The 24,801-nt window shown below is 29.2% G+C and carries 25 protein-coding genes and 1 riboswitch; of the genes, 21 read left to right on the forward strand and 4 right to left on the reverse strand.

Annotated features, from left to right (window positions below; translation table 11 throughout):
- Positions 1 to 45: 45 nt before the first annotated feature.
- Positions 46 to 762: a phosphatase gene (locus ACI48P_RS20385; protein ID WP_475219091.1), complete on the forward strand. Its 717-nt coding sequence runs from the start codon at positions 46 to 48 to the stop codon at positions 760 to 762.
- A 172-nt stretch (positions 763 to 934) separates the two neighbouring features.
- Entirely contained in the window at positions 935 to 2,938 is a 2,004-nt protein-coding gene (locus tag ACI48P_RS20390) for a YgiQ family radical SAM protein (protein ID WP_475219093.1), read from the forward strand.
- 58 nt (positions 2,939 to 2,996) lie between these two features.
- On the opposite strand, the gene ACI48P_RS20395 is transcribed toward ACI48P_RS20390, so the two are convergent.
- Positions 2,997 to 3,317, reverse strand: coding sequence for a winged helix-turn-helix transcriptional regulator (locus tag ACI48P_RS20395; RefSeq protein ID WP_475219095.1), 321 nt, complete (start codon positions 3,315 to 3,317; stop codon positions 2,997 to 2,999).
- 175 nt (positions 3,318 to 3,492) lie between these two features.
- Between ACI48P_RS20395 and ACI48P_RS20400 the strand changes: the two genes are divergently transcribed.
- The 4 genes from ACI48P_RS20400 to ACI48P_RS20415 all read left to right on the forward strand — a co-directional run bounded on the left by ACI48P_RS20400 (position 3,493) and on the right by ACI48P_RS20415 (position 7,878).
- Entirely contained in the window at positions 3,493 to 4,419 is a 927-nt protein-coding gene (locus tag ACI48P_RS20400) for a DUF2156 domain-containing protein (RefSeq protein WP_475219097.1), read from the forward strand.
- A 343-nt stretch (positions 4,420 to 4,762) separates the two neighbouring features.
- Entirely contained in the window at positions 4,763 to 5,320 is a 558-nt protein-coding gene (locus ACI48P_RS20405; RefSeq protein WP_475219099.1) for an ECF-type riboflavin transporter substrate-binding protein, read from the forward strand.
- 24 nt (positions 5,321 to 5,344) lie between these two features.
- On the forward strand, positions 5,345 to 7,045 hold the full coding sequence (locus ACI48P_RS20410) for an ABC transporter ATP-binding protein (RefSeq protein ID WP_475219101.1): 1,701 nt from the start codon (positions 5,345 to 5,347) through the stop codon (positions 7,043 to 7,045).
- Between the two features lie 2 nt (positions 7,046 to 7,047).
- Positions 7,048 to 7,878 (forward strand): energy-coupling factor transporter transmembrane component T family protein, encoded by an 831-nt coding sequence (locus ACI48P_RS20415; RefSeq protein ID WP_475219102.1) that lies wholly within the window; start codon positions 7,048 to 7,050, stop codon positions 7,876 to 7,878.
- A 94-nt stretch (positions 7,879 to 7,972) separates the two neighbouring features.
- Here ACI48P_RS20415 and ACI48P_RS20420 read toward each other — a convergent pair whose 3' ends face one another.
- On the reverse strand, positions 7,973 to 8,824 hold the full coding sequence (locus ACI48P_RS20420) for a YitT family protein (RefSeq protein ID WP_475219104.1): 852 nt from the start codon (positions 8,822 to 8,824) through the stop codon (positions 7,973 to 7,975).
- A 182-nt stretch (positions 8,825 to 9,006) separates the two neighbouring features.
- Here ACI48P_RS20420 and ACI48P_RS20425 point away from each other — a divergent pair, with 182 nt between their 5' ends.
- The 5 genes from ACI48P_RS20425 to ybaK all read left to right on the forward strand — a co-directional run bounded on the left by ACI48P_RS20425 (position 9,007) and on the right by ybaK (position 12,672).
- Positions 9,007 to 9,585, forward strand: coding sequence for a TerD family protein (locus tag ACI48P_RS20425; RefSeq protein ID WP_475219106.1), 579 nt, complete (start codon positions 9,007 to 9,009; stop codon positions 9,583 to 9,585).
- A gap of 135 nt (positions 9,586 to 9,720) precedes the next feature.
- The gene (locus ACI48P_RS20430) at positions 9,721 to 10,704 is read left to right on the forward strand and encodes an ABC transporter substrate-binding protein (protein WP_475219107.1); all 984 of its coding nucleotides are present in this window, start codon (positions 9,721 to 9,723) and stop codon (positions 10,702 to 10,704) included.
- The gene (locus ACI48P_RS20435; RefSeq protein ID WP_475219108.1) at positions 10,676 to 11,488 is read left to right on the forward strand and encodes an ABC transporter permease; all 813 of its coding nucleotides are present in this window, start codon (positions 10,676 to 10,678) and stop codon (positions 11,486 to 11,488) included. Before ACI48P_RS20430 ends, ACI48P_RS20435 begins: the two co-directional genes overlap by 29 nt.
- Positions 11,476 to 12,150 carry an ABC transporter ATP-binding protein gene (locus tag ACI48P_RS20440; RefSeq protein ID WP_475219110.1) on the forward strand — a complete coding sequence of 225 codons (675 nt, stop codon included), beginning with the start codon at positions 11,476 to 11,478 and terminating at the stop codon, positions 12,148 to 12,150. Before ACI48P_RS20435 ends, ACI48P_RS20440 begins: the two co-directional genes overlap by 13 nt.
- Positions 12,151 to 12,192: 42 nt before the next feature.
- Positions 12,193 to 12,672 (forward strand): Cys-tRNA(Pro) deacylase, encoded by a 480-nt coding sequence (gene ybaK / locus ACI48P_RS20445; RefSeq protein WP_475219111.1) that lies wholly within the window; start codon positions 12,193 to 12,195, stop codon positions 12,670 to 12,672.
- Positions 12,673 to 12,688: 16 nt separating this feature from the next.
- Here ybaK and ACI48P_RS20450 read toward each other — a convergent pair whose 3' ends face one another.
- Entirely contained in the window at positions 12,689 to 13,510 is an 822-nt protein-coding gene (locus ACI48P_RS20450) for a lysophospholipase (RefSeq protein WP_475219113.1), read from the reverse strand.
- 294 nt (positions 13,511 to 13,804) lie between these two features.
- On the opposite strand from ACI48P_RS20450, the gene ACI48P_RS20455 reads away from it, so the two are divergent.
- Both ACI48P_RS20455 and ACI48P_RS20460 read left to right on the forward strand, forming a co-directional pair.
- Entirely contained in the window at positions 13,805 to 14,644 is an 840-nt protein-coding gene (locus ACI48P_RS20455; protein WP_475219115.1) for a fumarate hydratase, read from the forward strand.
- Between the two features lie 11 nt (positions 14,645 to 14,655).
- A complete protein-coding gene (locus ACI48P_RS20460) occupies positions 14,656 to 15,201 on the forward strand; it encodes a Fe-S-containing hydro-lyase (RefSeq protein ID WP_475219116.1) in 546 nt (181 codons plus the stop codon).
- Positions 15,202 to 15,310: 109 nt separating this feature from the next.
- Here ACI48P_RS20460 and ACI48P_RS20465 read toward each other — a convergent pair whose 3' ends face one another.
- Positions 15,311 to 16,150 carry a CvfB family protein gene (locus ACI48P_RS20465; RefSeq protein ID WP_475219117.1) on the reverse strand — a complete coding sequence of 280 codons (840 nt, stop codon included), beginning with the start codon at positions 16,148 to 16,150 and terminating at the stop codon, positions 15,311 to 15,313.
- Between the two features lie 240 nt (positions 16,151 to 16,390).
- Here ACI48P_RS20465 and ACI48P_RS20470 point away from each other — a divergent pair, with 240 nt between their 5' ends.
- The 8 genes from ACI48P_RS20470 to ACI48P_RS20505 all read left to right on the forward strand — a co-directional run bounded on the left by ACI48P_RS20470 (position 16,391) and on the right by ACI48P_RS20505 (position 24,540).
- A complete protein-coding gene (locus ACI48P_RS20470) occupies positions 16,391 to 17,104 on the forward strand; it encodes a YczE/YyaS/YitT family protein (RefSeq protein WP_475219118.1) in 714 nt (237 codons plus the stop codon).
- A gap of 286 nt (positions 17,105 to 17,390) precedes the next feature.
- The gene (locus tag ACI48P_RS20475) at positions 17,391 to 17,930 is read left to right on the forward strand and encodes a helix-turn-helix domain-containing protein (RefSeq protein ID WP_475219120.1); all 540 of its coding nucleotides are present in this window, start codon (positions 17,391 to 17,393) and stop codon (positions 17,928 to 17,930) included.
- 16 nt (positions 17,931 to 17,946) lie between these two features.
- Positions 17,947 to 18,993, forward strand: a complete 1,047-nt coding sequence (gene potA / locus ACI48P_RS20480; protein WP_475219122.1) for a spermidine/putrescine ABC transporter ATP-binding protein — start codon at positions 17,947 to 17,949, stop codon at positions 18,991 to 18,993.
- Complete coding sequence (locus ACI48P_RS20485; RefSeq protein ID WP_475219124.1) at positions 18,993 to 19,841, forward strand: ABC transporter permease; 849 nt, start codon at positions 18,993 to 18,995, stop codon at positions 19,839 to 19,841. Before potA ends, ACI48P_RS20485 begins: the two co-directional genes overlap by 1 nt.
- 98 nt (positions 19,842 to 19,939) lie before the next feature.
- Positions 19,940 to 20,623 carry an ABC transporter permease gene (locus tag ACI48P_RS20490; protein ID WP_475219134.1) on the forward strand — a complete coding sequence of 228 codons (684 nt, stop codon included), beginning with the start codon at positions 19,940 to 19,942 and terminating at the stop codon, positions 20,621 to 20,623.
- Between the two features lie 46 nt (positions 20,624 to 20,669).
- Complete coding sequence (locus tag ACI48P_RS20495; protein ID WP_475219126.1) at positions 20,670 to 21,722, forward strand: ABC transporter substrate-binding protein; 1,053 nt, start codon at positions 20,670 to 20,672, stop codon at positions 21,720 to 21,722.
- A 179-nt stretch (positions 21,723 to 21,901) separates the two neighbouring features.
- Positions 21,902 to 22,885 carry a glycoside hydrolase family 73 protein gene (locus tag ACI48P_RS20500; RefSeq protein ID WP_475219128.1) on the forward strand — a complete coding sequence of 328 codons (984 nt, stop codon included), beginning with the start codon at positions 21,902 to 21,904 and terminating at the stop codon, positions 22,883 to 22,885.
- 82 nt (positions 22,886 to 22,967) lie between these two features.
- Positions 22,968 to 23,071, forward strand: a riboswitch (SAM riboswitch).
- A 146-nt stretch (positions 23,072 to 23,217) separates the two neighbouring features.
- Positions 23,218 to 24,540, forward strand: a complete 1,323-nt coding sequence (locus tag ACI48P_RS20505; protein ID WP_475219130.1) for a Na+/H+ antiporter NhaC family protein — start codon at positions 23,218 to 23,220, stop codon at positions 24,538 to 24,540.
- The last annotated feature ends 261 nt before the right edge of the window (positions 24,541 to 24,801 follow it).

Consider the following 24,801-nt stretch of genomic DNA (forward strand, 5'->3'; position numbering starts at 1 on the left):
TATACTTTTAATAGAAAATTTGACTAACTAGTAAGGAGAATTAATATGAAAGCTTTAATAGATTTACATACACATACTATAGTAAGTGGTCATGCTCATAGTACTATAAAGGAAAATATTGATGAAGCCATAAAGAAAAACTTAAAGTTTTATGGTGTTTCAGACCATAGTGTAAATATGCCTGGAGGTCCTCATCTATTTCATTTCTTCAATCTTCATGTAATACCTAGACAAGTTGAGGATTTAAAAATACTTAGAGGTATAGAAGCAAATATAATTGATTATGATGGAAATATTGATGTTCAAGAAGATATTTTAGAAAGAGTAGATTATGTAATAGCAAGTCTTCATGAACCTTGTTTAAGATGTGGGAATAAGGAAGAAAACACAAACACAATACTTAAGGTTATGGATAATCCAAAAATTAAAATAATAGGTCATTTAGATGACTCAAGATGGCCAGTCGATTATGAAGTTATTGTAAAAAAAGCAAAAGAAAAAAATATTTTATTTGAAGTTAATAACTCATCTTTAAGTCCTAACTCTTTTAGACAAGGCGCAAAAGAAAATTACAAAACATTATTAGAATTATGTGAAAAGCATAATGTAAAGGTAATACTTGGTAGTGACTCTCATATATGCTACCAAATAGGAGATTTTACTAATGCACAGGAACTTCTAGACAGTTATGAATTCCCAAATGAATTAGTAATAAACTATCATGAAGATGATATTATTGAGTTCTTTAATATTAATTTTTAAATAAAATTAACTTTATATTATAGTGAAAAGGTATGGAAGTTTTAAACATTTCATACCTTTTTTTATTTTTTGTAAAAATATATTGATTTTAGTGATATAATTAATGTTTGAGAATTAAAATGAAAGATAATAGTCAATAATAATTTTAACTATAGAGTAAGCAGGTGATAAAATGGAAAATAAATTTTTACCAATATGCAAACAAGATATGATAGATAGAGGATGGGATCAACTAGATTTTGTATTAGTTACAGGAGATGCTTATGTTGACCATCATAGTTTTGGAACGGCAATAATATCTAGAGTATTAGAACATGCTGGATATAAGGTTGGTATTATAGCTCAACCTAATTGGAAAACAAATGATGATTTTATGAAGCTAGGAAGACCGAGATTAGGATTTCTAGTCAATGGTGGTAACATGGACTCAATGGTTAACCACTACTCAGTAAGTAAGAAACAAAGAGATAAAGATCTTTATTCTCCAGGTGGAAAAATGGGATGCAGACCGGATAGAGCTACAATAGTTTATTGTAACAAGATAAGGGAAGCATACAAAGATATACCTATAGTAATAGGAGGTATAGAAGCAAGTTTAAGAAGATTTGCTCACTATGACTACTGGAGTGATAAAGTAAGAAAATCCATGTTAGTAGATAGTGGCGCCGACTTATTAGTATATGGAATGAGTGAAAAGCAGATTGTAGAAGTTGCAGATGCTTTAAATAATGGATTTGATCCTAAATATATAAGACATATAAATGGTACTTGTTATTTAGCTGATAGTTTAGACGAAATATATGAAGACTATATTTTAATACCATCATATAAAGATGTATGTGATGACAAGATGAAATACGTTGATGCATTTAAGGTTCAATATGACGAACAAGATCCATTTAGAGGTAAAGCAATAGTTCAACCTCATGGTAACAAGTTCTTAGTTCAGAATAAACCTGAAAAGCCATTAAATAGAGCTGAATTAGATGAGGTTTATGCACTACCTTATCAAAAAACTTATCATCCAATATATGAAAAACTGGGTGGAATACCAGCAATAGAAGAAGTTAAGTTTAGTGTAGTTAGTTCTAGAGGATGTTTTGGAAGTTGCTCTTTCTGTGCAATAACATTCCATCAAGGTAGAGCGGTTCAAAGTAGAAGTCAAAACTCTATAATAGATGAAGCAGTAGGAATTACACAGCTTCCTGACTTTAAAGGATATATACATGACGTAGGTGGACCTACAGCAAACTTCAGAAAGGCTGCATGTAAAAAGCAAATTACAGTTGGGGCATGTAAAAATAGACAATGTTTATCACCAGCTCCATGCAAAAATTTAGATGTAGACCATAGCGAATATCTTCAATTATTAAGAAAGCTTAGAAAGCTTCCGAATATAAAGAAAGTATTCGTACGTTCTGGTATTAGATATGATTATGTAATGGCAGATAAAGATAACAAGTTCTTAAGAGAACTTATAGAGCATCATGTTAGTGGACAGCTTAAGGTTGCACCAGAACACGTGGCTGATGAAGTATTACATTATATGCAAAAACCAGCTGGACAAACTTATGATAAGTTTAGACAAAAGTTCTTTGCTATAAATGAACAATTAGGTAAAAAACAATACTTAATACCATACTTAATGTCAAGTCATCCAGGCTCTACTTTAAATAGTGCAATAGAATTAGCAGAATACCTAAGGGACACTCATTACCAACCAGAACAAGTACAAGACTTCTATCCAACACCGGGTACGTTATCTACTACAATGTTCTACACAGGTATAGATCCTCTTAGTATGAAGCCGGTATATGTGCCTAAGAGTAAAACTGAAAAAGCTATGCAAAGAGCATTATTACAATATAGGGCTCCTAGAAATTATGATCTAGTTCATAATGCGTTAGTTGAAGCAGGAAGAGAAGATTTAATTGGATATGGACCAAGATGTTTAATAAAGCCTAAAGAGGATAGATACTACGGAAATAGAAATTCAGGTTCAAATAATAGCAACAATAAAAATAGAAAAAATTCTGGTTCTTCAAGAAACTCTAAGGATAATAGAGACAAAAATTCTAAGAGTAATAGAAATTCTAAGAATGATAATAGAAATAGTAAGCAAGACAATAGAAACTCAAACAGAAAAACTGATAATAGAAAAAAGAAAAGAAGATAACAAGAAAAGGTATGAAGCGTATATCAGCGCTTCATACCTTTTTGAGTAAAATAAATTTTTACTCTTGATGCTCATCTCCCCATTCACACATTGCTTTTAAAATTGGCATTAAAGTAACACCTTTTTCTGTTATAGAATATTCTACCTTTGGAGGTATTTGAGGATATTCTTCCCTGTGGACCAAACCACTTGATTCAAGTTCTTTTAGTTGATTGCTTAAAGTTTTATGAGTAATGCCATCTAAAAATTTATATATTTCACCGTATCTTTTAACTCCATTATTATAAAGATACCATAGTATAACTAGTTTCCACTTTCCGCCGATTACGCTTAAAGTGTAGTTTACAGGACAGTTACAACGTTTACAATTATCAGCCATAAATTTCACCTCACTATCTTTATGGATAGTATGTAACAAAAAAGTAAGTACTTTCTAAATTAATAATATCATATATAATTTAAGTATAAATTAAAAATAATTAAATGTAAATAAAGTTAATATTGGCCTTATTTAGTGGATACAATATACTTTATTTAAAAATATCTGGAGGTGTATGATTATTTTTACACAAACAATAACTTTTAATGACATAAATATAGAATCGAAGCAAATATTAGATAAATACTTTGATATGGTTGATTATGAAGCTTGTGAATACTGCTTCACAACTTTATATATGTGGCAAAATGTATATAATACTAAATATTATATAGAAGAAGATTTTGCAATAGTAGTTGGTGAATATGAAGGTGATGCATTTTCTGTAATGCCCTTATCAAAAAAAGAAAACTTACCTAAGGCTATGAATTTTATAATGGAATACTTTAAGGACGAAAATAAAAAAGTATATCTAAGAGCCATTACCAAAGAGGTAGTAGATTATATAAAGGAAACATATGGAGACGAATTTGAATATAAAGAAGAACGGGACTTCTTTGATTATGTATACGATGGTGAAAGTTTAAGAACATTAGCTGGAAGAAAAAATCAAAAGAAAAGAAATCACCTTAACGCCTTCTTAAAAGAATATGAAGGAAGATATGATTATAGATTATTAGATGAGAATGATTTTGATTCATGTATTAAGTTGTTGAAGAAATGGGAAGAGGATAAGGAAGAAAGTGATAGCAAAGAAGATGGCGTAGATGATGAGCTTGTAGCTATTATGAAAATATTTGATAACTACAATATGCTAAAAGATAGAGTTAAAATATTTGGCGTATTTATAGATAATAGATTAGAGGCATTTAGTATTGGTGAATACTTAAATGATAATATGGCTGTTATTCATATAGAAAAAGCAAATTCGGAAATTAGAGGGTTATACCAATTCATAAACCAACAATTCTTAGTAAATGAATTTGAGGCGGCAGAGCTTGTTAATAGAGAAGAAGATTTAGGAATAGAGGGACTTAGAAAGGCAAAATTAAGTTATCATCCAGTTAAGTTTGTTGAAAAATACACTATATTATCTATATAGTGAGTATAATTATGTCAGTGATAAATATGATTAAAAGACTAGTAATGACTGAACCAAAATAATGATATTTTGATTCAGTCTATTTTGCGTGTTAGGGGATTATAATGGCTAATAATCTGTGTATAACTCATAAAACCAAGTGATAATAATGCACTAGTTGTAAGTAAAAAAGCTTTTGAGCAACAGACGAAATCGTTGGCGATATGAGCGAAGCGAATTTTTTATGTGTTTAAAAAAGGAAATTCGACTAATATTGACATTTGCTTAAATTCCATCTATACTGAAATTTGTGTGAAATTTAAAGTAATATTAATATATCATTTATATATAGAAAGGTACAAATATGAAAAATAGTAAGTTTTCAATAAAAACTATAGTTGCTGTAGGTATTGGTGCAGCAGTATTTATGATATTAGGTAGATTTGGTTCTATACCAACTGGTATACCAAATACTAATATTGAAACTGCTTATGCATATCTTGCATTAATGGCAATTTTATATGGACCCAAAGCAGGTTTTTTAATTGGGCTTATAGGTCATGGACTTAAAGATTTAGTATTTTATGGTATGCCTTGGTTTAGTTGGGTGATATCATCTGCGGTAGTTGGCCTTGTTATAGGAATCATGTGGAAGAAGATTAAAGTTGACCAAGGTGATTTCGGCAAAAAAGAAATAATAATATTTAATATAACTCAAATATTTGCCAATGTACTTGCTTGGTTTGTGATTGCACCTACATTAGATATAGTTATATATTTAGAGCCTGCAAATAAGGTTTATCTTCAAGGGGCAATAGGTGGAACTGCAAATATGATTACAGTAGGTATATTAGGTACATTAATATTATCAACTTATTCTAAAACAAAGATTAAGAGCGGAAGTTTAAGAATAGAAGATTAATACTAAGAATATAAGGAGATATTCATGAAAAGAAAGATGATAGAGTTTAAGGATTTTAACTTTCAGTACAGAGTTCAATCAGAACCAACTCTTAAGAATATAAACCTTACTATATACGAAGGCGAAAAAGTACTTATATTAGGACCTTCAGGCTCTGGTAAAAGTACTTTGGCGCATTGTTTAAATGGATTAGTTCCATTTTTTTATAGTGGGAAAACAACTGGAAGTTTAAAAATAGATGGACAAGATATTAGCGAAAAAAATATATTTGAATTATCTGAAATTGTAGGTACGGTACTACAAGACCCAGATAGCCAATTTATTGGATTAACAGTAGGGGAAGATATTGCCTTTAAATTAGAAAACTATTGCGTAGAACAAAATGAAATGATAGATAAGGTTAAGGAATCAGCTAAACTAGTAGATATTGAAAAAGAGTTAGCTACATCGCCTTATAAGTTATCTGGAGGTCAAAAGCAAAGAGTAACATTAGCGGGAGTTACAGTAGATGAAGTTAAAATTCTTTTGTTTGATGAGCCTTTAGCAAGCTTAGACCCTGCAACTGGAAAAAGTGCAATAGAGCTTATTGATTCAATACAGAAAAAACATAATAAGACTATGGTTATAATCGAACATAGATTAGAAGACGTGCTTCATAGAGAATTAGATAGAATAGTAGTTATGGATAAAGGTGAAATAGTAGCAGACACTACTCCAGATAAGTTATTATCTAGTGATATATTAACTAGTGTTGGTATACGTGAACCATTATACTTAACAGCTTTAAAATATGCAGGTTGCGAAATAAATGAAGAAATTAAACCGCACAGTATAGACACAATAAAAATAGATGGCCTTAAAGGAAACATAAAGTCATGGAATACAAGTGCTAAAAACTATTTACAATCAGTAAATTCTAAAACAATATTAGAATTAGATAATATAAACTTCTCATATAACAGTGAAAAGAAGATTTTAGAAAATGTATCATTTAAAGTAAATAAAGGTGATATGGTAAGTATTGTTGGTAAAAATGGAGCTGGCAAGTCAACTATTTCAAAAGTGATTTGTGGATTCTATAAGCCTACAAGTGGTTCTATATTCCTTGATGGAAAAGAAATAACTAGTGATACTATAAAAGAAAGATCTGAGAAAATAGGTTTTGTTATGCAAAACCCTAATCAAATGATATCTAAAACAATGGTATTTGATGAAGTAGCATTTGGTCTTAAAGTAAGAGGAATTAAGGATGAAGATATAAAAGAAAGAGTATACCATGTTTTAAAAATATGTGGCTTATATGGCTATAGAAATTGGCCTATATCTGCTTTAAGCTTTGGTCAAAAGAAAAGAGTAACAATAGCATCAATACTTGTTTTAAGTCCTGAAGTTATTATTCTTGATGAGCCTACAGCTGGACAAGACTATAGGCATTATTATGAGATAATGGAATTCTTAGTTGAGCTTAACAAAAAAGGTGTAACTATAGTTATGATAACTCATGATATGCACTTAATGTTAGAGTACACTAATAATGTAATAGTATTAAGTGATGGTAAAGTAATAGCAAATGATGATGCTATAAGTATATTAACTAATGATGAAGTAATAGAGAAAGCTAATTTAAAAGAAACATCATTATATGAATTAGCTACAAAATGTGAAATAAATAATCCGAAAGAATTTATACAAAAGTTTATAAGCTATGATAGGAGGGACAAATAAATATGAATTCAGAAATGTTATCATATATAAAAAAGGATTCTCCTATTCATAAATTAACTGGTGCAACAAAATTAATTTGTTTCTTATTATGGACTGTTGCGGCAATGATTACTTATGATACTAGAATATTACTAGGAATGTTTATATTTGGTATAGTAATTTTTAAAGTATCAAAAATAGAGTTTAAGGAAGTTTCTTTTGTGCTTTACTTTATACTCGTGTTTTTATTACTTAATGCTATAATGATATTTATATTTTCTCCTGAAGAAGGGGTGGCGATTTATGGTTCAAGGACAGAATTGTTCCATATTGCAGGACCATATTATGTAACATTAGAGCAATTATTCTATGAATTTAATGTTATATTAAAATATTTCTCAACGATACCTATGGCGTTACTGTTTATACTTACAACAGAACCTAGCGAATTTGCGTCATCGCTAAATAAACTAGGGGTTAGCTACAAGGCTGCATATACAGTTTCTATAGCGTTAAGATATATTCCTGATGTACAAAGAGATTATAAAGATATAGCATTTGCTCAGCAAGCAAGAGGAATAGATTTATCTAAAAAAGAAAAGTTAAGTAAGAGAATTAAAAATTCTGCAGCTATATTAATGCCTCTTATATTTTCTAGCTTAGAAAGAATTGATAAGATAAGTTTAGCTATGGAGCTAAGAGCATTTGGTAATGGTAAAAAACGTACATGGTACAATAGCAAGAAGATTGGTAAAAAGGACTGTATATCTATAATAATATTAACGTTAATGCTTGTTGTAGTTATATATATGGTTAATGTAAATGGAGCTAGATTCTATAATCCATTTATCTAGATAAATAAAATAAAAAATGATATATTATTAAAATATAAGCCTATATGTTTATGACATATAGGCTTTTTGTATATGAACTTATCATTTAGATATTTTATATTGTTTTAAAGCCATCGCCTAAAGTTTCATGTATATCTGAAATTATTACGAAAGCATATGGGTCTATTGATTTTACGAGTTTTTTTAATGTAACAACCTGTTTTTTTGATACAACAACTAATATTATATTTTTGTCATTTCCAGTATATGCTCCTGTCCCCTTTAATATAGTAGCGCCTCTTCCAAGCTCATCTATTATTGAGCTGCTTATATCTTCGTATTGATCTGATATTATTGTAAATGATTTTGCATAATTAAATCCATCAATAAATAAGTCTGTAACTTTAACAATAACATATAGAGATACAGCAGAATAAAGTGCAATTTCTATTTGTCCAGAAGCTATACCTGATAATACAACTACTATTAAATCTGCAAAACCCATAAGGATAGCAATGCTTAAGTTTGGGAAAAAACTATTAGCGAGTAAACCTATCAAATCTGTGCCACCAGTAGAACCATTTATTCTAAATATAAAGGCAAGTGATATACCCATTAGAATAGAGCCACATACACTTGCTAATATTGGATCAGAAGTTGCGTTAACACTAGCTAACCCTACTGTGATTTTTAATCCTATAGTCAAAAATATTATACCAAGGATAGTTTTTAAACAATCTTTTTTGCTAAGTATTTTATATGCTAATAAGAATAATGGAATATTAAATATTAAGTTTATTACCCATAATGGTATTGGAATTACTTTATTAATAACTATTGCAAGTCCAGTCAATCCTCCTGGAGCTATGGAATGTGGTTCGAAAAACATATTTATTGATACTGACATTAACAAACATCCAATAATCATAGAAACGATTTCATTAAATGTAAGTTTATTATTTTTCATTTACTATCACCACCTTATAAAAATTATTTCCCTTAATATAAATATATTACCACCACTTCAAAAAGTCTATATAACTGATGTTAAATACAAAAATAAATAACCTATGCGTCTTCTAAAAATGATTAAGTATTAAAGTAAAATATGTTAAAATATACTTATAAATATTTTTAGGAGGTTTAACTATGGGGATAGTATTAAAAAAAGGCCAAAAAATTGATTTAACAAAAGGAAATCCTAGCTTAAACAAAATATTGTTAGGATTAGGATGGGATACAAATTCATTTGATAGTGGTCATGAATTTGATTTAGATGTAAGTATATTTTTAGTTGGTAAATCAGGAAAAGTTGAGAGAGATGAAGATTTTATATTCTATAATAATTTAAAACATGTATCAGGTTCAGTTGAACACTTAGGAGACAATAGAACTGGAGCTGGCGATGGTGATGATGAGCAGATATTTGTAGAATTAAAAGGAGTTCCTCAGCATATAGAAAGAATAGCAGTAACAGCTACAATATATGATGCTATGGAAAGAAGACAAAATTTTGGACAAGTATCAAATTCATATGTTAGAGTTATGAATGATGACAACCAAGAAGAGTTATTAAAGTATGATTTAGGAGAAGACTTTAGTACAGAAACAGCGATAGTTGTTTGTGAATTATATAGACATAATGGAGAATGGAAGTTTAGTGCTGTAGGTTCAGGTTTTGAAGGCGGACTAGAAACATTATGTAAAAATTATGGTTTAGACGTATAAGATATAATACCTATAGCATGGACAATTATTTATTGTTTATTCTATAGGTTATTTTTATACTGAACTAATAAATAAAATAATATAAAAGGGGTCTATTCGTAAAAATATAAAGAGGGATATGAAGGGGGAGTAAAAATGAAAAAGTATGTATCAGTAATATTGTCACTAGCATTATGTACAACATTATTAGTCGGATGCAGTGGTGAGAAGAATGAAGTCGTAAAGGAAGATGTTGAAGTAAAAATAGTATCACCAGATGGGTTGCCAGCAATATCTATAGCGAAATTAGCTAAAGAAAAAACAAAAATAAAAGACGGATATAATTTAGCATACAATGTAGAGGCAACAGCTGAGACGTTGTCTACGACAGTTATGAAAGAAGAACCAGACATAGCCATAGTTCCGTCAAATATGGCAGCTATAGCTTATAATAAAACATCTAATTATCAAATTGCAGGAACAGTAGGTATGGGATCTTTTTACTTAGTATCTAGTGATGATATATCTAGTATTTCTGATATAGTGGGGAAAGAAGTTGGAAATACAGGTAAGGGATTAACTCCAGATATTACAGTACAATCACTACTAAATGAAAAAGGTATAAATATTGATGAAATTAATTTTAATTATGTAAACTCAGCAAGTGAACTTGTACCTTTATTAGCAACAGGTAAGGTAAGCACAGGATTTGTTCCTGAGCCAGCTCTTACTGGTTTACTAGCAAAAAATAGTGATATGAAGATCATATCAAGTTTAAATGATGAATGGAAAGAAGCTAACAACTCAAAAAATGGATATCCTCAATCTACAGTTATAGTAAAGAGTGACTTTGCAGAGTCTAATAGGGAATTTGTTGATATATTTTTAAAAGAATTATCAATAAGTATAGATTGGGCAAATTCAAATAGTGAAGAAGCTGGAGTTTATGCAAATGAAATAGGTGTTTCTACAGATGCTAAAGTTATTGGCAAATGTATGGAAAGAGCAAACTTAAAATTCATACCAATAGCAGATATGAAAGATGAGTATAATGATTACTACAAAAAATTATTTAATTTTGATGGAAAGACAGTGGGGGGAAGTTTGCCAGATGAAAAAATCTTCTTTGTTAAAAAGTAAGATAAATATTAAACCGTGGCAACTAAATCTAGAAAAAATACTAAGTAATGATAAGATGGAGGTAGTGCTTTCTTGTGCTATCCTCTTATTTTTATGGCAGATAGTTGCAGTTAAAATAAATAATGATATTTACCTTCCTACTATAGGTCAGGTGATTGAGAGTTTAAGAGAAATAGTTTCTAGTTCGAAGTTTTACCTAGACGTTTTATATTCTATATTTAGATGCTTATTTAGTTTTATATGTGCTTCTTTATTAGCTATAATACTTGGCATATTTGCATATGCTAGTAGGTTGTTTAGAAATTTTTTAAAGCCATTAAATTCATTGGCAACATCAATACCTACTATGGTACTAATAATTCTAGCACTTATATGGTTTAATAAAGAGAAGGCTTCTTTTATTGTAGGCTTTTTAATAGTGTTTCCTATTTTATATGACGCAGTATTATCAGCTTTGATGGGGATAGATAAAAATGTAATAGAGATGGTTAGTTTATACAAAGTAGATTTTAAAGATAAAATATTAAAAATTTATCTGCCTGCAATAAAGATACAGCTTTCAGGAATTTTGGTATCTACATATTCTTTAGCACTAAAAGTTGTTATTGCGGGGGAAGTATATAGCCAACCTAAGTATGGTATGGGGGCTATGATACAAGTAGAGAAGATAAATTTTAATACTCCTGCTATATTTGCTTGGATAATTGTTATAGTCTCTATTTCTATGATTTTGGATAAAATTTCAAAAATAATAGAAAGGAGACTATATATATGGAAAAGATGATAGATGTTATAAAAATAAATAAGAAATATGGAGATAAAATTGTATTTAAAGATTTTCAAATAGGTTTTTATAGTAATAAAATAAATACTATAGTTGGAAAGTCGGGATGTGGAAAAAGTACATTATTAAATATTATAAGTGGTATTATGGATAATGATACTGAAGAAATACAAAAGGTAAAAGAATTGGGAATAAGTTATATTTTTCAAGATGACAGGTTAATTGACTGGTTAAGCGTTGAGGAAAATATAAAGCTTGTATGTAGAAAAAAATATAATAAAAAAGATATAGATAATATATGTGATAAATATCTTGATATGGTAGGGATAAAAGAATTTAAAAAATATTACCCACAAATGCTTAGTGGTGGTCTTAGACAACGAGTAAACATTGCTAGAGGTCTTATGTATACATCAAAAGTAATAATAATGGATGAGCCTTTTAAGTCTATTGATATAAAAAATAAAAATATGATTATGGAGAAAATAAAAGAAATTCAGGTCAAAGAAAATAGAACTATAATTTTTGTTACCCATGATATAGATGAAGCTTTATATTTATCAGATAAAATATTTGTTTTAGGTAATAGTCCAGTTGAAATTAAGTGCATACTTAGTAATGATGAATTTTTGAATAAAGATGATGTATCAAATTTAATATAACATTATATTAAATTAAATAGCCAATGAAAAAGGAGTAAGATTATGAGCAAAGTAAAAACTAATGCAATGAGAATATTAGATTCAAATAAGGTGAATTATAACACATGGTCTTATAGTGTAAAAAATGATCATGTTGATGGTGTGGAAGTGGCTAATGAAATAGGTCGTGATGTTAATGAGGTATATAAAACTTTGGTTGCTCAAGGAGCTAGTAAAGAATTATATGTTTTTGTTATTCCAGTTCATGAAAGTTTAGACTTAAAAAAAGGTGCAAAAGTAGCTAAAGAAAAAAATATAGAAATGATTGCTGTAAAAGATATCAATAAATATACTGGATATATTAGAGGTGGATGTTCTCCTATAGGTATGAAAAAGTTATATAAAACATTTGTAAATGAAAGTGCGAAAAGTTTAGAAACTATAATAGTTAGTGCTGGGAAAATAGGATATCAAATAGAATTATCACCTAGTGATTTAAAATCTATAATAAATTGTGAATTTGAAGATATAATAAAAAAATAGAGACTTTATTAAGTCTCTATTTTTCTATCCTTAAGTCCATCCAACTTGATATTTTAAGTAATATCTCATCTTTCATTATTTCATCTAAAAGCTTATGATAAAGTCCGTTTATTAACATAAACTCTTTATCATTAGAAGTAATATTATTAAAAAGATACTTGCTATCTTCAGGTGATACTATGCTATCTGAACTGCTATGTATTATAAGGCTAGGGTACTTAAAATCTGGAATTATGTTCTCTATAGTACTGCAGCTTTCATTTAATGCATTATACATGCCTAATGTGATATATTCTAATACTAAACCGTCGTTCTCGTAAGAATATATAGCTTCAAGATCATGAGTTAAATCATGAACATTACATTCTGGAATTAAAGTATATGGGTCTGGATTTTCCTCTTCCACATCTGTATATCCGAAGTTATCACAAATTAGAGAACTACAAAATATCATTCCGTTAACTTTATCTTTATATTTACAGCCAAAACCGGCTAAAATATGTCCACCTAAACTATGACCTAGCATAAATATAGGTTTACCTGGATTTTCTGACTTTATTAAATTAACAAATGTATTAGCATCTTCAAATAAGTCGTCTACTTTTTTTATAAATCCTCTGCGTCCGTCTGATAGCCCATGACCTCTAAGATCGTATCTATAAACACTATACCCAAAACTATTTAATTTTTTTGAAGTATAGTCGTATCTACCGCAATGTTCAGCAAGCCCATGAGAAATTAATATTATTGCTTTTGGATTATCGATAAGATCTTTTTTATAATGAAGATTGATATCATCAAAAGATTTTACTGTTAGATCTATACTTTCAAAATTCATTTATTTCACTCCCGATACGACTAAATTGTGTAAATTATACTACAGCAAGTAATATACTTATATATAATTAATTCTATAAAAAGATTTGATTACCTCCTTTTTATATTCTAAAAAAATTAAAAATAAAACAAAAAATGCACAATAGAGTAAATATAAAATTAAATTATAATATTTTAGAAAAATTTATTGGGTTATTTTTAATAATATACTTTCATATATTGTTAAACTATCTTAAAAATGATAAGGTTTATATGTATACGAATATTTAAAATTAAAAAAAAGGGGGATGTTCGAGTGAGGGTAGTGAAATCCATAGAAATAACAGATAAAGTTAAAAACATGTGTATTGATGCAAATATTAACTTAGGTAATGATGTTGTCGATGCTATAAATAAAAGTTTGGATAAAGAAGAAAGTCCACTAGGTAAAAATATATTAAACATATTATTGGAAAACACAAAAATTGCAAAGGAAAATAATATTCCGATATGCCAGGATACGGGAATGGCAGTATTCTTTGTTAAATTAGGTCAAAATGTGATAGTTGAAGGAGATACTATAGAAGAAGCTATTAATGAAGGCGTTAGAAAAGGCTATGAAGAGGGATATTTAAGAAAATCTGTTGTAGAGCCGATCAATAGAATTAATACAAAAGACAATACTCCTGCAATAATACATTATGAAATGACAAAAGGAGAAGAAATTTGTATTGAGTTTGCGCCAAAAGGATTTGGAAGTGAAAATATGAGTAAGTTAAAAATGCTTAAACCGTCAGATGGAGTGGAAGGTATTAAAAAGTTTATTATTGATACAGTTTCAGAGGCAGGACCAAATCCATGTCCACCTATAGTAGTAGGTGTAGGTATTGGAGGCACAGTTGATAAATGTGCTCAAATTGCAAAAAAAGCTCTTCTAAGAAATGTTGGAGAAAACCATGAAAATGAAGAAATATCTAAGTTAGAAAAAGAGCTAGTTACATCAATAAATAATTTAGGTATTGGTCCACAGGGACTAGGAGGAAATACAACTACACTTGCAGTAAATATTGAGACTTTTCCAACTCATATTGCAGGATTGCCAGTTGTAGTAAATATAAATTGTCATGCATCGAGACATAAAAAAGTAATAATATAGGGGGGAAGGCTATGATTAATTTAAATATGCCGTTAAAAGAAGAAGATATAAGAAAACTGACTTGCGGAGATGTTATAAGCTTAAGTGGTGCAATATATACAGCTCGAGACGCAGCGCATAAAAGGTTGATTGATAGTATAAATAAAGGCGAAAGCTTACCATTTGATTTAGATGGTCAAGGAATTTATTATGTAGGACCAACTCCAAGTAAACCAGGAGATGTTATTGGTTCAGCAGGACCAACTACAAGTTATAGAATGGATGACTTGACAGTTCCTCTTTTAGAAAGGGGACTTAGAGTTATGATTGGAAAAGGCAAGAGAGATAAGAAGGTCATTGATGCTATGGAAAATTATGGAGCAGTTTATTTAGCAGCTATTGGTGGAGCTGGTGCGTACATATCTAACTCTATAAAAGAATGTGAAATAATAGCATATGAAGAATTAGGTGCAGAAGCTGTAAGAAAAATAGTTGTAAAAGACTTGCAATTAATTGTGGCTATAGATAGTTATGGAAATAATATATATGAAACAGGAAGAATCCAATATGCAAAATAAAAATAGGTTGTCTCCTTTTAGAGACAACCTATTTTTATTTTGCATATTAACAAATCTACATATTTATAAATATGTAATAGTTAATTAACTTACTTGAAGATGTAAGGTTTTATTTTAAGTGAGTTCCGTTCTCATCTTGTATTATTATTCCTTTTTTCATTAACACTCCAAGAGCACGTTTGAAGTTTTTCTTACTAGAGTTAAATACTGTTGATATTTCTTCTGGAGTTGATTTGTCATTAAATCTCATATGACCATCAGCACCTTCAAGGTAACTTAAGATTTTTGTTTCAAGAGTATCTAATTCTTCTTTTCTAGCTTGTCTAGGCGTAAGACCTAGTTTGCCATCTTCGTATAATTTTATAACGTTTAAGTTTAGTTCATCACCTATATTAAGTTCAGTGAAGTATTCGTTATGAAGAATCACGCCAGCATACTTGTTATCTACACATATCATAGCTGAGTTATTTGTTTGGAAACCATATACTATACCGTTTACGTTGTCTCCTACATTATATTCATGGTCAGTAGATAAGTGTAAATCAATGTTAGTTGTTGCAGCTAATCTACCTGATTTATCTAAGTATATATAGAATAAGTATTTTTGACCAGGAATTAAGTCAAAAGTTTTTTCTTTAAAAGGAACTAATATATCCTTAGGAAGTCCCATATCTATAAATGTACCTATTTCCGTATTTTCAACAACTTTTAATAATGCAACATCTCCAACTTTAGCAAATGGTAAATCTAATGTTGCAGTAGGACGTCCTTCTGAATCCTTATATATGAATGCAGTAACTTCTTCTCCTACTTCTAATGACTTCTTACCAAGAAATCTATTGTGAAGTAGTATATCATCTTTAGAATTTTGAGTTAGTCCATCTAAGAAATAGCCAAATTCAGCTTTTCTTTTTACTTTTAATGTATTAAATTCGCCTATATTAATCAAATTAAATCATCTCCTTATAAATAATAATTTTATGTATAATTCACTATAATATCATACCTAACAAATATATTATAGACAAATATTTAGTAATAAATCTAAATATAAATCATAATGCTTAAATTTATACTAAAGTAATGTTATTGTAAGGGTAAGTATGAATTAAAATGAGGTAACATTGTTAGGACGAATGATTGTTATGTTATAATTGTTATGAGACTATATAATTTGGGGGATTTGAAATTGATTAAAAAGGTGTGTTTTAAGTTAATTAGGTTATTTGCAGGGTTTATAATTTGTGCATTTGGAATAGTATTGATGATAAATGCAAGTCTAGGTTTATCACCTTGGGATGTATTACATCAAGGCTTATCAAAAAATATCGGAATTACTATAGGTACAGCTTCTATAACTGTAGGTGCAATAGTAGTAATATTAGATGCTATATTAGGTGAGAATATAGGATGGGGAACAGTATTAAATATGACTTTCATAGGAATATTTATGGATTTGATAGCTTTTAGTAATATAATTCCTGTATCTAGTAGATTTTTATCTGGAGTTATAATGTTAATATCAGGTATGATATGCATGGCATTTGGTACAGTTTTATATATGGGATGTGGTTTAGGAAGCGGACCAAGAGATGGTCTTATGGTAGCTATACAAAAAAGAACTAATAAACCGGTTAAGTTAATAAGAGGTACGATTGAAATAGGAGCTTTAATAGTAGGTTATATTTTAGGAGGTAGCGTAGGAATCGGGACAGTAATAAGTGCTATAGGTTTAGGATATATTATTCATATTGTATTTAAGATATGTAAATTTGATAGTAGCAAAATAAAACATAGATTCATTGCAGATGATATAAGATGCATTAAAACATATATTGAAGATAAAAATAAAAGTTATATAGAAGAAGTACAAAATATTGAAAGTGTACAAGATAATAGCTAGCTAAAATAACACCTTAAATGGGTGTTATTTTTTTATTATTATGCTTTTTGTAATTAAATTATAAAAATTAGGGATACTAAACTTTATGAATATTTATATAAACAACTTTTGAACTATATTATTTGAAAGCGTGAGAAATGCTAGTTTTACTTAAATTAAAAAAAAATAAAAAATTAGTTACAAAGTATTGAATTATATCATAGAATTTTATATAATAAGCTTTGTTGTTTAGAAATTTTAAACTAGATGTTTAGTTATAATAACAAAAAACTAAGGAGGTGAGAATATGGATATAGGTGAAAAAATTAAGAGAATGAGAATAGAAAAACAGCTTACACAAGAAGAATTAGCTAATAGATGTGAGCTATCAAAAGGATTTATATCTCAATTAGAAAACAATTTAACATCACCATCCATTGCGACCCTTATAGATATACTAGAGATTTTAGGAACAAATTTAAGGGAATTTTTTAATGAAATAGATGATGAGAGAATTTCATTTACTAAAGATGATATGTTTGAGACTGAAGACGAGGACTTAAAGTATACATTAAAATGGTTAATTCCGAATTCTCAAAAAAACGAAATGGAGCCTATAATAATAACTTTATATCCAGGTGGGCAATATAAAGAAGAAAAGCCTCACGAAGGAGAAGAGTTTGGTTATGTACTTGCAGGATCTATATATGTACATATAGGCGATAAAAAAAGCAAAGTAAAAAAAGGAGAGAGTTTCTATTTTAGACCTAGAGCAAATCACTATATATCAAACTCAGGTAAAACAGATGCAAAAGTGATTTGGGTAACTACTCCGCCGTCATTCTAGAAAAGAGGTGTTAAATTTGGTAGAAAATATTATAAGATTACAAAACATTAGTAAAACATATGATGACCTAACGGTTTTAGATAATTTATCTTTAGATATAAAGAAAAATGAGTTTTTAACTTTATTAGGACCAAGTGGATGTGGTAAAACAACTACATTAAAAATAATTGCTGGATTTGAGTTTGCAGACGCAGGTAATGTATTATTCGAAGATAAAGAAATGAATGAAATACCTCCTTATGAAAGACCGGTAAATACAGTTTTCCAAAAATATGCTTTATTCCCACATATGAATATATATGAAAATATAGCATTTGGATTAAAAATAAAGAAAATGCCTAAGGCAGAAATAGATAAAAAAGTTAAAGAAATGTTAAAGCTTGTAGCTTTAGAAGGTTTTGAAAATAGAAGCATCGACTCACTAAGTGGTGGGCAACAGCAAAGAATAGCTATAGCTAGAGCGTTAGTAAATGAACCAAAGGTACTTTTACTAGATGAACCACTAGGAGCATTAGACTTAAAGCTTAGACAAGAAATGCAAACTGAGCTAAAAAAAATTCAACAAAAATTAGGGATTACATTTATATTTGTTACACATGATCAAGAGGAAGCTCTTACTATGTCTGATACAATAATAGTTATGAATAAAGGTAAAATCCAACAAATGGGAACACCCGAAGATATATATAATGAACCAGAAAATGCTTTTGTTGCAAGGTTTATAGGAGAGAGTAATATATTCGATGGTATTATGCATGATGATTATAAAGTAGAGTTCTGTGAACAAAACTTTGATTGTGTTGACAAAGGATTTGGAAAAAATGAAAATATAGATGTTGTAATAAGACCTGAAGATATTAAAATGACAAGTCCAAGTGAAGGAATGATAAAGGGAATCGTAACTGATGTTGTATTCAAAGGAGTTCACTATGAAATAGTAGTAGAAGAAAACTCAAGAAAATGGATATTACACAACACTAAAAATGCTAAGGTTGGAGAAGAACTTGGTATGGACATATATCCAGAAGATATACACATAATGAAAAAGGTAAGTGAAGCATAATGAAGAAAAAAAATAACTCATATTCATATTTAGCATCACCTTATGCTATATGGAGTGCAATATTTATAATAATTCCTTTACTTTTAATTGTATTCTTTGGTTTTACAACAGAACAAAATGGTCAATATGCGTTTTCTCTTGAAAACTTCAATAGATTAATGGATCCTATATATATTACGGTTTTTGGTAGATCATTATGGTTAGCTTTATTATCAACTATAATATGCTTATTTGTAGGTTATCCTGCAGCATATATAATATCAAAAGCTAAGGTAAGTAGAAGAGGAACTTTAATATTACTTTTCATATTACCAATGTGGATGAACTTTTTATTAAGAACATATGCATGGGCAGCAATACTAGGTAAAAATGGTATTATAAATACAATAATCACCGCAATAGGATTTAGCCCAATTAATATATTATATACAGATACAGCAGTATTACTAGGTATGGTATATAACTTCCTGCCATTTATGGTACTGCCAATATATACGGTCCTTTCAAAAATGGATCAAGATTTGATAAATGCAGCTGAGGATTTAGGAGCTAATAAATTCCATGTTTTCACAAAAGTAGTATTTCCATTAAGTATGCCTGGAGTTGCTTCAGGAATAACTATGGTGTTTATGCCGGCAGTTTCTACGTTTGTTATATCGAAGCTACTTGGTGGAGGACAGTACATGTTACTAGGTAACTTAATAGAGCAACAGTTTATGACAGTAGGAGACTGGCATTTTGGTTCGGCAGTATCAATATTTATGATGATAATGATTTTACTGTCTATGGCATTTATGAATAAGTTTGATAAGGATTCAGATAAAGAAGGCGGTGGATTATTATTTTAAAGAAAATAACATCTAATATATATTTAACGTTGGTGTTTATATTTTTATATGCACCAATTGCTGCACTAGCTGTATTTTCATTTAATGATTCAAAGTCTATGTCAAAGTGGGAAGGATTTACCTTTAAGTGGTATGGAGAATTATTTCAAAATGACAGAATAATGAGTGCGCTATATTACACAATAGTAATAGCGGTAATATCAGCAGCAATAGCTACAATAATAGGTACAATAACTGCAATAGGTATACATAAGATGAGAAGTGGTAATCGCAAAAAGTTACTTCTAAATGTAAACTATTTACCAATATTAAATCCAGATGTTGTTACAGGGGTATCATTAATGACACTTTTTGTATTTTTCAAAATGGACTTTGGCTTTACTACAATGTTATTATCTCATGTAGTATTCAATATACCTTATGTAATACTTTCTGTTTTACCTAAGTTAAAGCAACTTCCTACTAATATTGAAGATGCTGCTATGGATTTAGGTGCAACACCTATGTATGCTTTAAGAAAAGTAATATTACCTCAAATAAAACCAGGCATTATTTCGGGGATGCTTATAGCATTTACAATGTCTATAGATGACTTTGTAATAAGTTTCTTTACTGCAGGAAATGGAGTAAGTAACTTGTCTATAGAAATATATTCAATGACTAGAAGAGGAATAAGACCAGAAATAAATGCTTTATCAACAATAATGTTTGTTGTGGTTTTAATATTATTACTATTATCAAATAGAACATCAAAGAAACAAGCTGTGTTAAATAAAGAATAAAATAAAAATAATTAATATGCGAAAAAATATATAAGGAGGTTTAGATATGAAGTTTAAAAAATTAGTATCTTTAGGAACAGTATTTATGTTAGCATCTACATTACTAGTAGGATGTGGTGGCTCAAAAGCATCAAATGAAGTACTAAACGTATATAATGTAGGAGACTACATAGATGAAAGTCTTATAAAAGAATTTGAAAAAGAAACAGGTATAAAGGTAGTTTATGAAACTTATGATACAAACGAAGGTATGTATCAAAAAGTTAAAAGTGGAAGTTCTAAATATGATTTAGTATTCCCATCAGATTATATGGTAGAAAAAATGATAAGTGAAGATATGTTACAAGAAATAGATTATAATAACATACCTAATTATAAATATATAAGTGAGGATTTTAAAAAGCCATCATATGATCCAGAAGATAAGTACAGTGTTCCATATTTATGGGGAACTTTTGGAATATTATACAATAAAACTATGGTAAAAGATACTGTAGATAGTTGGGATATATTATGGGACTCTAAATATGAAGGTCAAATACAAATGTTAGATTCTGTTAGAGATAGCTTTGGTATAGCGTTAAAGAAACTAGGATATTCAATGAATACTACTAATCCAGATGAAATAAATGCTGCCAAAGAGGAGCTTGTGAAGCAAAAGCCATTAGTTCAAGCTTATGTTAATGACGAAGGTAAAGATAGATTATTATCTGAAGAAGCTGCAATGGGTATAGTATATTCAGGAGATGCTCTTACTTTAATGGAGAGTAATGAAAATCTTGAGTATGCAATACCAAAAGAAGGGACTAATAAGTGGATAGATGCAATGTGTATTCCAACAACAGCAGAAAATAAAAAAGAAGCAGAAATGTTTATAAACTTTATGCTAGATCCAGAAAATGCTAAGGTAAATGTAGATTATATTGGATACTCTACTCCAAATACAGGTGCTTTAGAATTATTAGATCCAAAAATGAAGGACAGTAAAATAGCATACCCTTCTTCAGAAATACTAGAAAAAAGTGAATCATTTGTAAACTTACCAGCAGACGTATTAAGATTATACGATGATGCATGGACAGAAATAAAATCTAAATAGATAATGTAAAGCCTTCTCTTGAGAATTTCAACAGAAGGCTTTTTTGTACTTAAAATGCAAAAGTAAAGAATATTAATTTTATGGTGAAATATATATTTATATATAGGATTTATTTTTGCTTAACTAGCATTTTAAAAACTATATTATAATAGATATATGAGTATGGCAGGGAGGTTGTTATGGGGAGAAAGAGGATAAAAAATCTCGGAAGAAGAAGGAGATTTAGGACTAGCAAAAGCAAAATAGATGTTTATTTGAAAAGAATATTAATAATAACTGGTTTGTTACTGTTTTTAATAGCTACATATTTTACAACGAAGCACATTGAAGAGTTGTATAAAAAGAAAAATATTGAAAACTCAAAAATAGAATATTATATGAATGTAGCAGACGAAGCCTCTGATTTAAAAACACAGGTAAATTGGAAAGAGATTATGGCTATCGAAATGGCTATATATAATGGAGATTTAACACAAATAAGGAAAAAAGACTCTTTGGATATAGGTAAGGAGTTTATATATAAAGAGAAAAATGAAGATGGTGAGTATATATATAAACTAAAAGACTTTAATAAGATTTTAGATAATCTTAAACTATCTGAAAAGGAAAAGAAAAAAGCAAATGATTATAAGAAAAATCTAGAAAATGTATACTTGATTGGTAAAGATTTAGCTAGTGATAGTAAGCAAGTTTTATTTATAGAAAAAATAAAAAAAATGGCAATTGATAATTATTATGACTATAAAATACTTCCTTCAATAACTATGGCGCAGTGTATATTAGAGTCAGGGTGGGGAGAGTCAGAGTTGAGCAAAAGCAGTAATAACTTATTTGGAATAAAGGCAGATAGTCGTTGGGATGGGAAAAGCATAGAGGTTTCTACTAGTGAAAATTATAATGATAAGATTGTTGCATCTTTTAGAGTTTATGACTCTGTTGATGGATCAATTAAGGATCACGGCAAATTTTTAACTGAGAATAAAAGATATAGCGATAATGGTTTATTTGAAGCAAAGCATTATACAAGTCAAGCTCAAGCTTTAGAAGACGCAGGGTATAGTACAAAGAAAGACGATAAAGGTCAACCTATATATGCAGAGATGCTAATTAACTTAATTAGAAATTACAACTTACAATTATTTGACTGGGAAGTACAGAAGTAAGAATAAAATTTTATATAAATATTGACTAATTTACAGAAAAATGTTAATATATAAAAAATAAAATTAAATATGAATTTAAATACTTTTATCAAGAGTGGTGGAGGGACTGGCCCTATGAAACCCAGCAACCAGTATATTATATATACATTGGTGCTAAATCCTGCAGTGTATGCTGAAAGATGAGTGTAAATGTTGCTTATAAAGCCTGAGTTTATGCTCAGGCTTATTTTAATATTATGGATATGTTAAAACATTCATTTATACATAGGTAGAGTATGAGCGGGAGAAGCAAAGTAAATTTTTCATATTAAGATTAAAGGAGAGGTGATAAAATGAGAAAAAAATTAGAAAAAGGTAATCCGTGGGCGTTATTACCAATAGGCGTATTTTTATTATTATTTATAGGAAGTGGAGTTATAACAGGAGATTTCTACAGTATGCCAGTTTTAGTAGCTTTTATTATATCTACGGCTGTAGCATTTTTATTTAATCCAAAGAAAAGCTTCAATAAAAAATTAGAAGTCTTTTGTGAAGGTGCGGGAAATTCTAATATTATATTAATGGTAATTATATTCTTATTAGCAGGAGCATTTGGAAGTGTTACAAAAACAATGGGTGGAGTTGACTCAGTTGTTAATTTAAGTTTATCAATTTTACCTGCTAACTTAGTAGTAGTTGGACTATTTGTGATAGGTTGTTTTATATCTGTATCTATGGGAACATCTATGGGAACTATAGCGGCAATAGCTCCTATTGGTCTAGGAATATCAGAAACTACAGGAATACCTGTAGCATTAGTTTTAGGCGCAATAGTTGGAGGAGCGATGTTTGGAGATAATCTATCTATGATATCTGATACAACTATAGCGGCAGTAAGAACACAAGGATGCGAATTAAAAGATAAGTTTAAGGTTAACTTTTTAATAGTGCTACCAGCAGCAATAATAACTATGATAATATTAGGAATAAGTACATCTGGATATGATGTAGTATTAAATGAAGCATACAATTATGAATTAATAAAAATATTACCTTACATAGGTGTATTAATTGGTGCATTAGTAGGAGTTAATGTATTTGCTTTATTGGGTGGAGGTGTAATATTTGCATCAATAGTAGGTATATTTACAAACTCATTTGATATTTTAGGTGCATTAACTGCAGTTGCTGATGGTATGGCTGGAATGCAAGAGTTGGCAATGATAAGCTTAGTTATAGGTGGAATGGTTGAGCTTATAAAGTATAATGGTGGAATAGATTTTTTACTACACTTCATAACTAGTAGGATTAAAAGTAAGAAAGGTGCTGAGTTTGGAATAGCTGCATTAGTTAGTCTTGTAGATATGTGTACAGCTAATAATACTATTGCAATAGTAATGGCAGGACCTTTAGCTAAGGATATTGCTGATGAATATGAAATAGATCCAAGAAGAACAGCTAGTTTGCTTGATATATTCTCTGCATGTTGGCAGGGGATACTTCCTTATGGAGCACAATTGTTAACTGCAGCAGGTTTGGCTTCTATATCTCCTGTTGAGGTAATTAAATATTTACATTATCCGTTATTAATGGCTATATGTGGTATACTTGCAATAGTGTTTGGGGTTCCTAAGTTAAGTATAAATAAGACAAAAGAAATTAAAAAAGCTGCTTAATAAATAAAATTAATTATAAAAAGACCTAGAAATAGGGCTTTTTATAATTTAACACATATAATTGTAAAAAAATATATAAAAAAAATGTTGACTTATTTTTTTTATGGTGATAATATTAATAATGTGCTCAAGAGGAGCATAAAAGAACTTTGAAAATTAAACAGTAGGTTAATTTATAGAATTTGAAACAACCAAACAAAGCCAGATATATAACAGTATCTGAGCCCGTTAAACTTTTATTTCAGCAACGGGACGTGAGCG

The sequence above is a fragment of the Romboutsia sp. LXY-2 genome (assembly GCF_056171995.1).

Coding starts and splice junctions, on each gene's coding strand:
- ybaK (WP_475219111.1), top strand. CDS start 12,193: ATGAGCAAAGTAAAAACTAATGCAATGAGAATATTAGATTCAAATAAG.
- ACI48P_RS20485 (WP_475219124.1), top strand. CDS start 18,993: ATGAAGAAAAAAAATAACTCATATTCATATTTAGCATCACCTTATGCT.
- ACI48P_RS20400 (WP_475219097.1), top strand. CDS start 3,493: ATGATTATTTTTACACAAACAATAACTTTTAATGACATAAATATAGAA.
- ACI48P_RS20475 (WP_475219120.1), top strand. CDS start 17,391: ATGGATATAGGTGAAAAAATTAAGAGAATGAGAATAGAAAAACAGCTT.
- ACI48P_RS20490 (WP_475219134.1), top strand. CDS start 19,940: ATGTCAAAGTGGGAAGGATTTACCTTTAAGTGGTATGGAGAATTATTT.
- ACI48P_RS20415 (WP_475219102.1), top strand. CDS start 7,048: ATGAATTCAGAAATGTTATCATATATAAAAAAGGATTCTCCTATTCAT.
- ACI48P_RS20505 (WP_475219130.1), top strand. CDS start 23,218: ATGAGAAAAAAATTAGAAAAAGGTAATCCGTGGGCGTTATTACCAATA.
- ACI48P_RS20420 (WP_475219104.1), bottom strand. CDS start 8,824: ATGAAAAATAATAAACTTACATTTAATGAAATCGTTTCTATGATTATT.
- ACI48P_RS20435 (WP_475219108.1), top strand. CDS start 10,676: ATGAAAAAATCTTCTTTGTTAAAAAGTAAGATAAATATTAAACCGTGG.
- ACI48P_RS20395 (WP_475219095.1), bottom strand. CDS start 3,317: ATGGCTGATAATTGTAAACGTTGTAACTGTCCTGTAAACTACACTTTA.
- ACI48P_RS20460 (WP_475219116.1), top strand. CDS start 14,656: ATGATTAATTTAAATATGCCGTTAAAAGAAGAAGATATAAGAAAACTG.
- ACI48P_RS20405 (WP_475219099.1), top strand. CDS start 4,763: ATGAAAAATAGTAAGTTTTCAATAAAAACTATAGTTGCTGTAGGTATT.
- ACI48P_RS20495 (WP_475219126.1), top strand. CDS start 20,670: ATGAAGTTTAAAAAATTAGTATCTTTAGGAACAGTATTTATGTTAGCA.
- ACI48P_RS20500 (WP_475219128.1), top strand. CDS start 21,902: ATGGGGAGAAAGAGGATAAAAAATCTCGGAAGAAGAAGGAGATTTAGG.
- ACI48P_RS20425 (WP_475219106.1), top strand. CDS start 9,007: ATGGGGATAGTATTAAAAAAAGGCCAAAAAATTGATTTAACAAAAGGA.
- ACI48P_RS20430 (WP_475219107.1), top strand. CDS start 9,721: ATGAAAAAGTATGTATCAGTAATATTGTCACTAGCATTATGTACAACA.
- ACI48P_RS20390 (WP_475219093.1), top strand. CDS start 935: ATGGAAAATAAATTTTTACCAATATGCAAACAAGATATGATAGATAGA.
- ACI48P_RS20450 (WP_475219113.1), bottom strand. CDS start 13,510: ATGAATTTTGAAAGTATAGATCTAACAGTAAAATCTTTTGATGATATC.
- ACI48P_RS20410 (WP_475219101.1), top strand. CDS start 5,345: ATGAAAAGAAAGATGATAGAGTTTAAGGATTTTAACTTTCAGTACAGA.
- ACI48P_RS20440 (WP_475219110.1), top strand. CDS start 11,476: ATGGAAAAGATGATAGATGTTATAAAAATAAATAAGAAATATGGAGAT.
- ACI48P_RS20385 (WP_475219091.1), top strand. CDS start 46: ATGAAAGCTTTAATAGATTTACATACACATACTATAGTAAGTGGTCAT.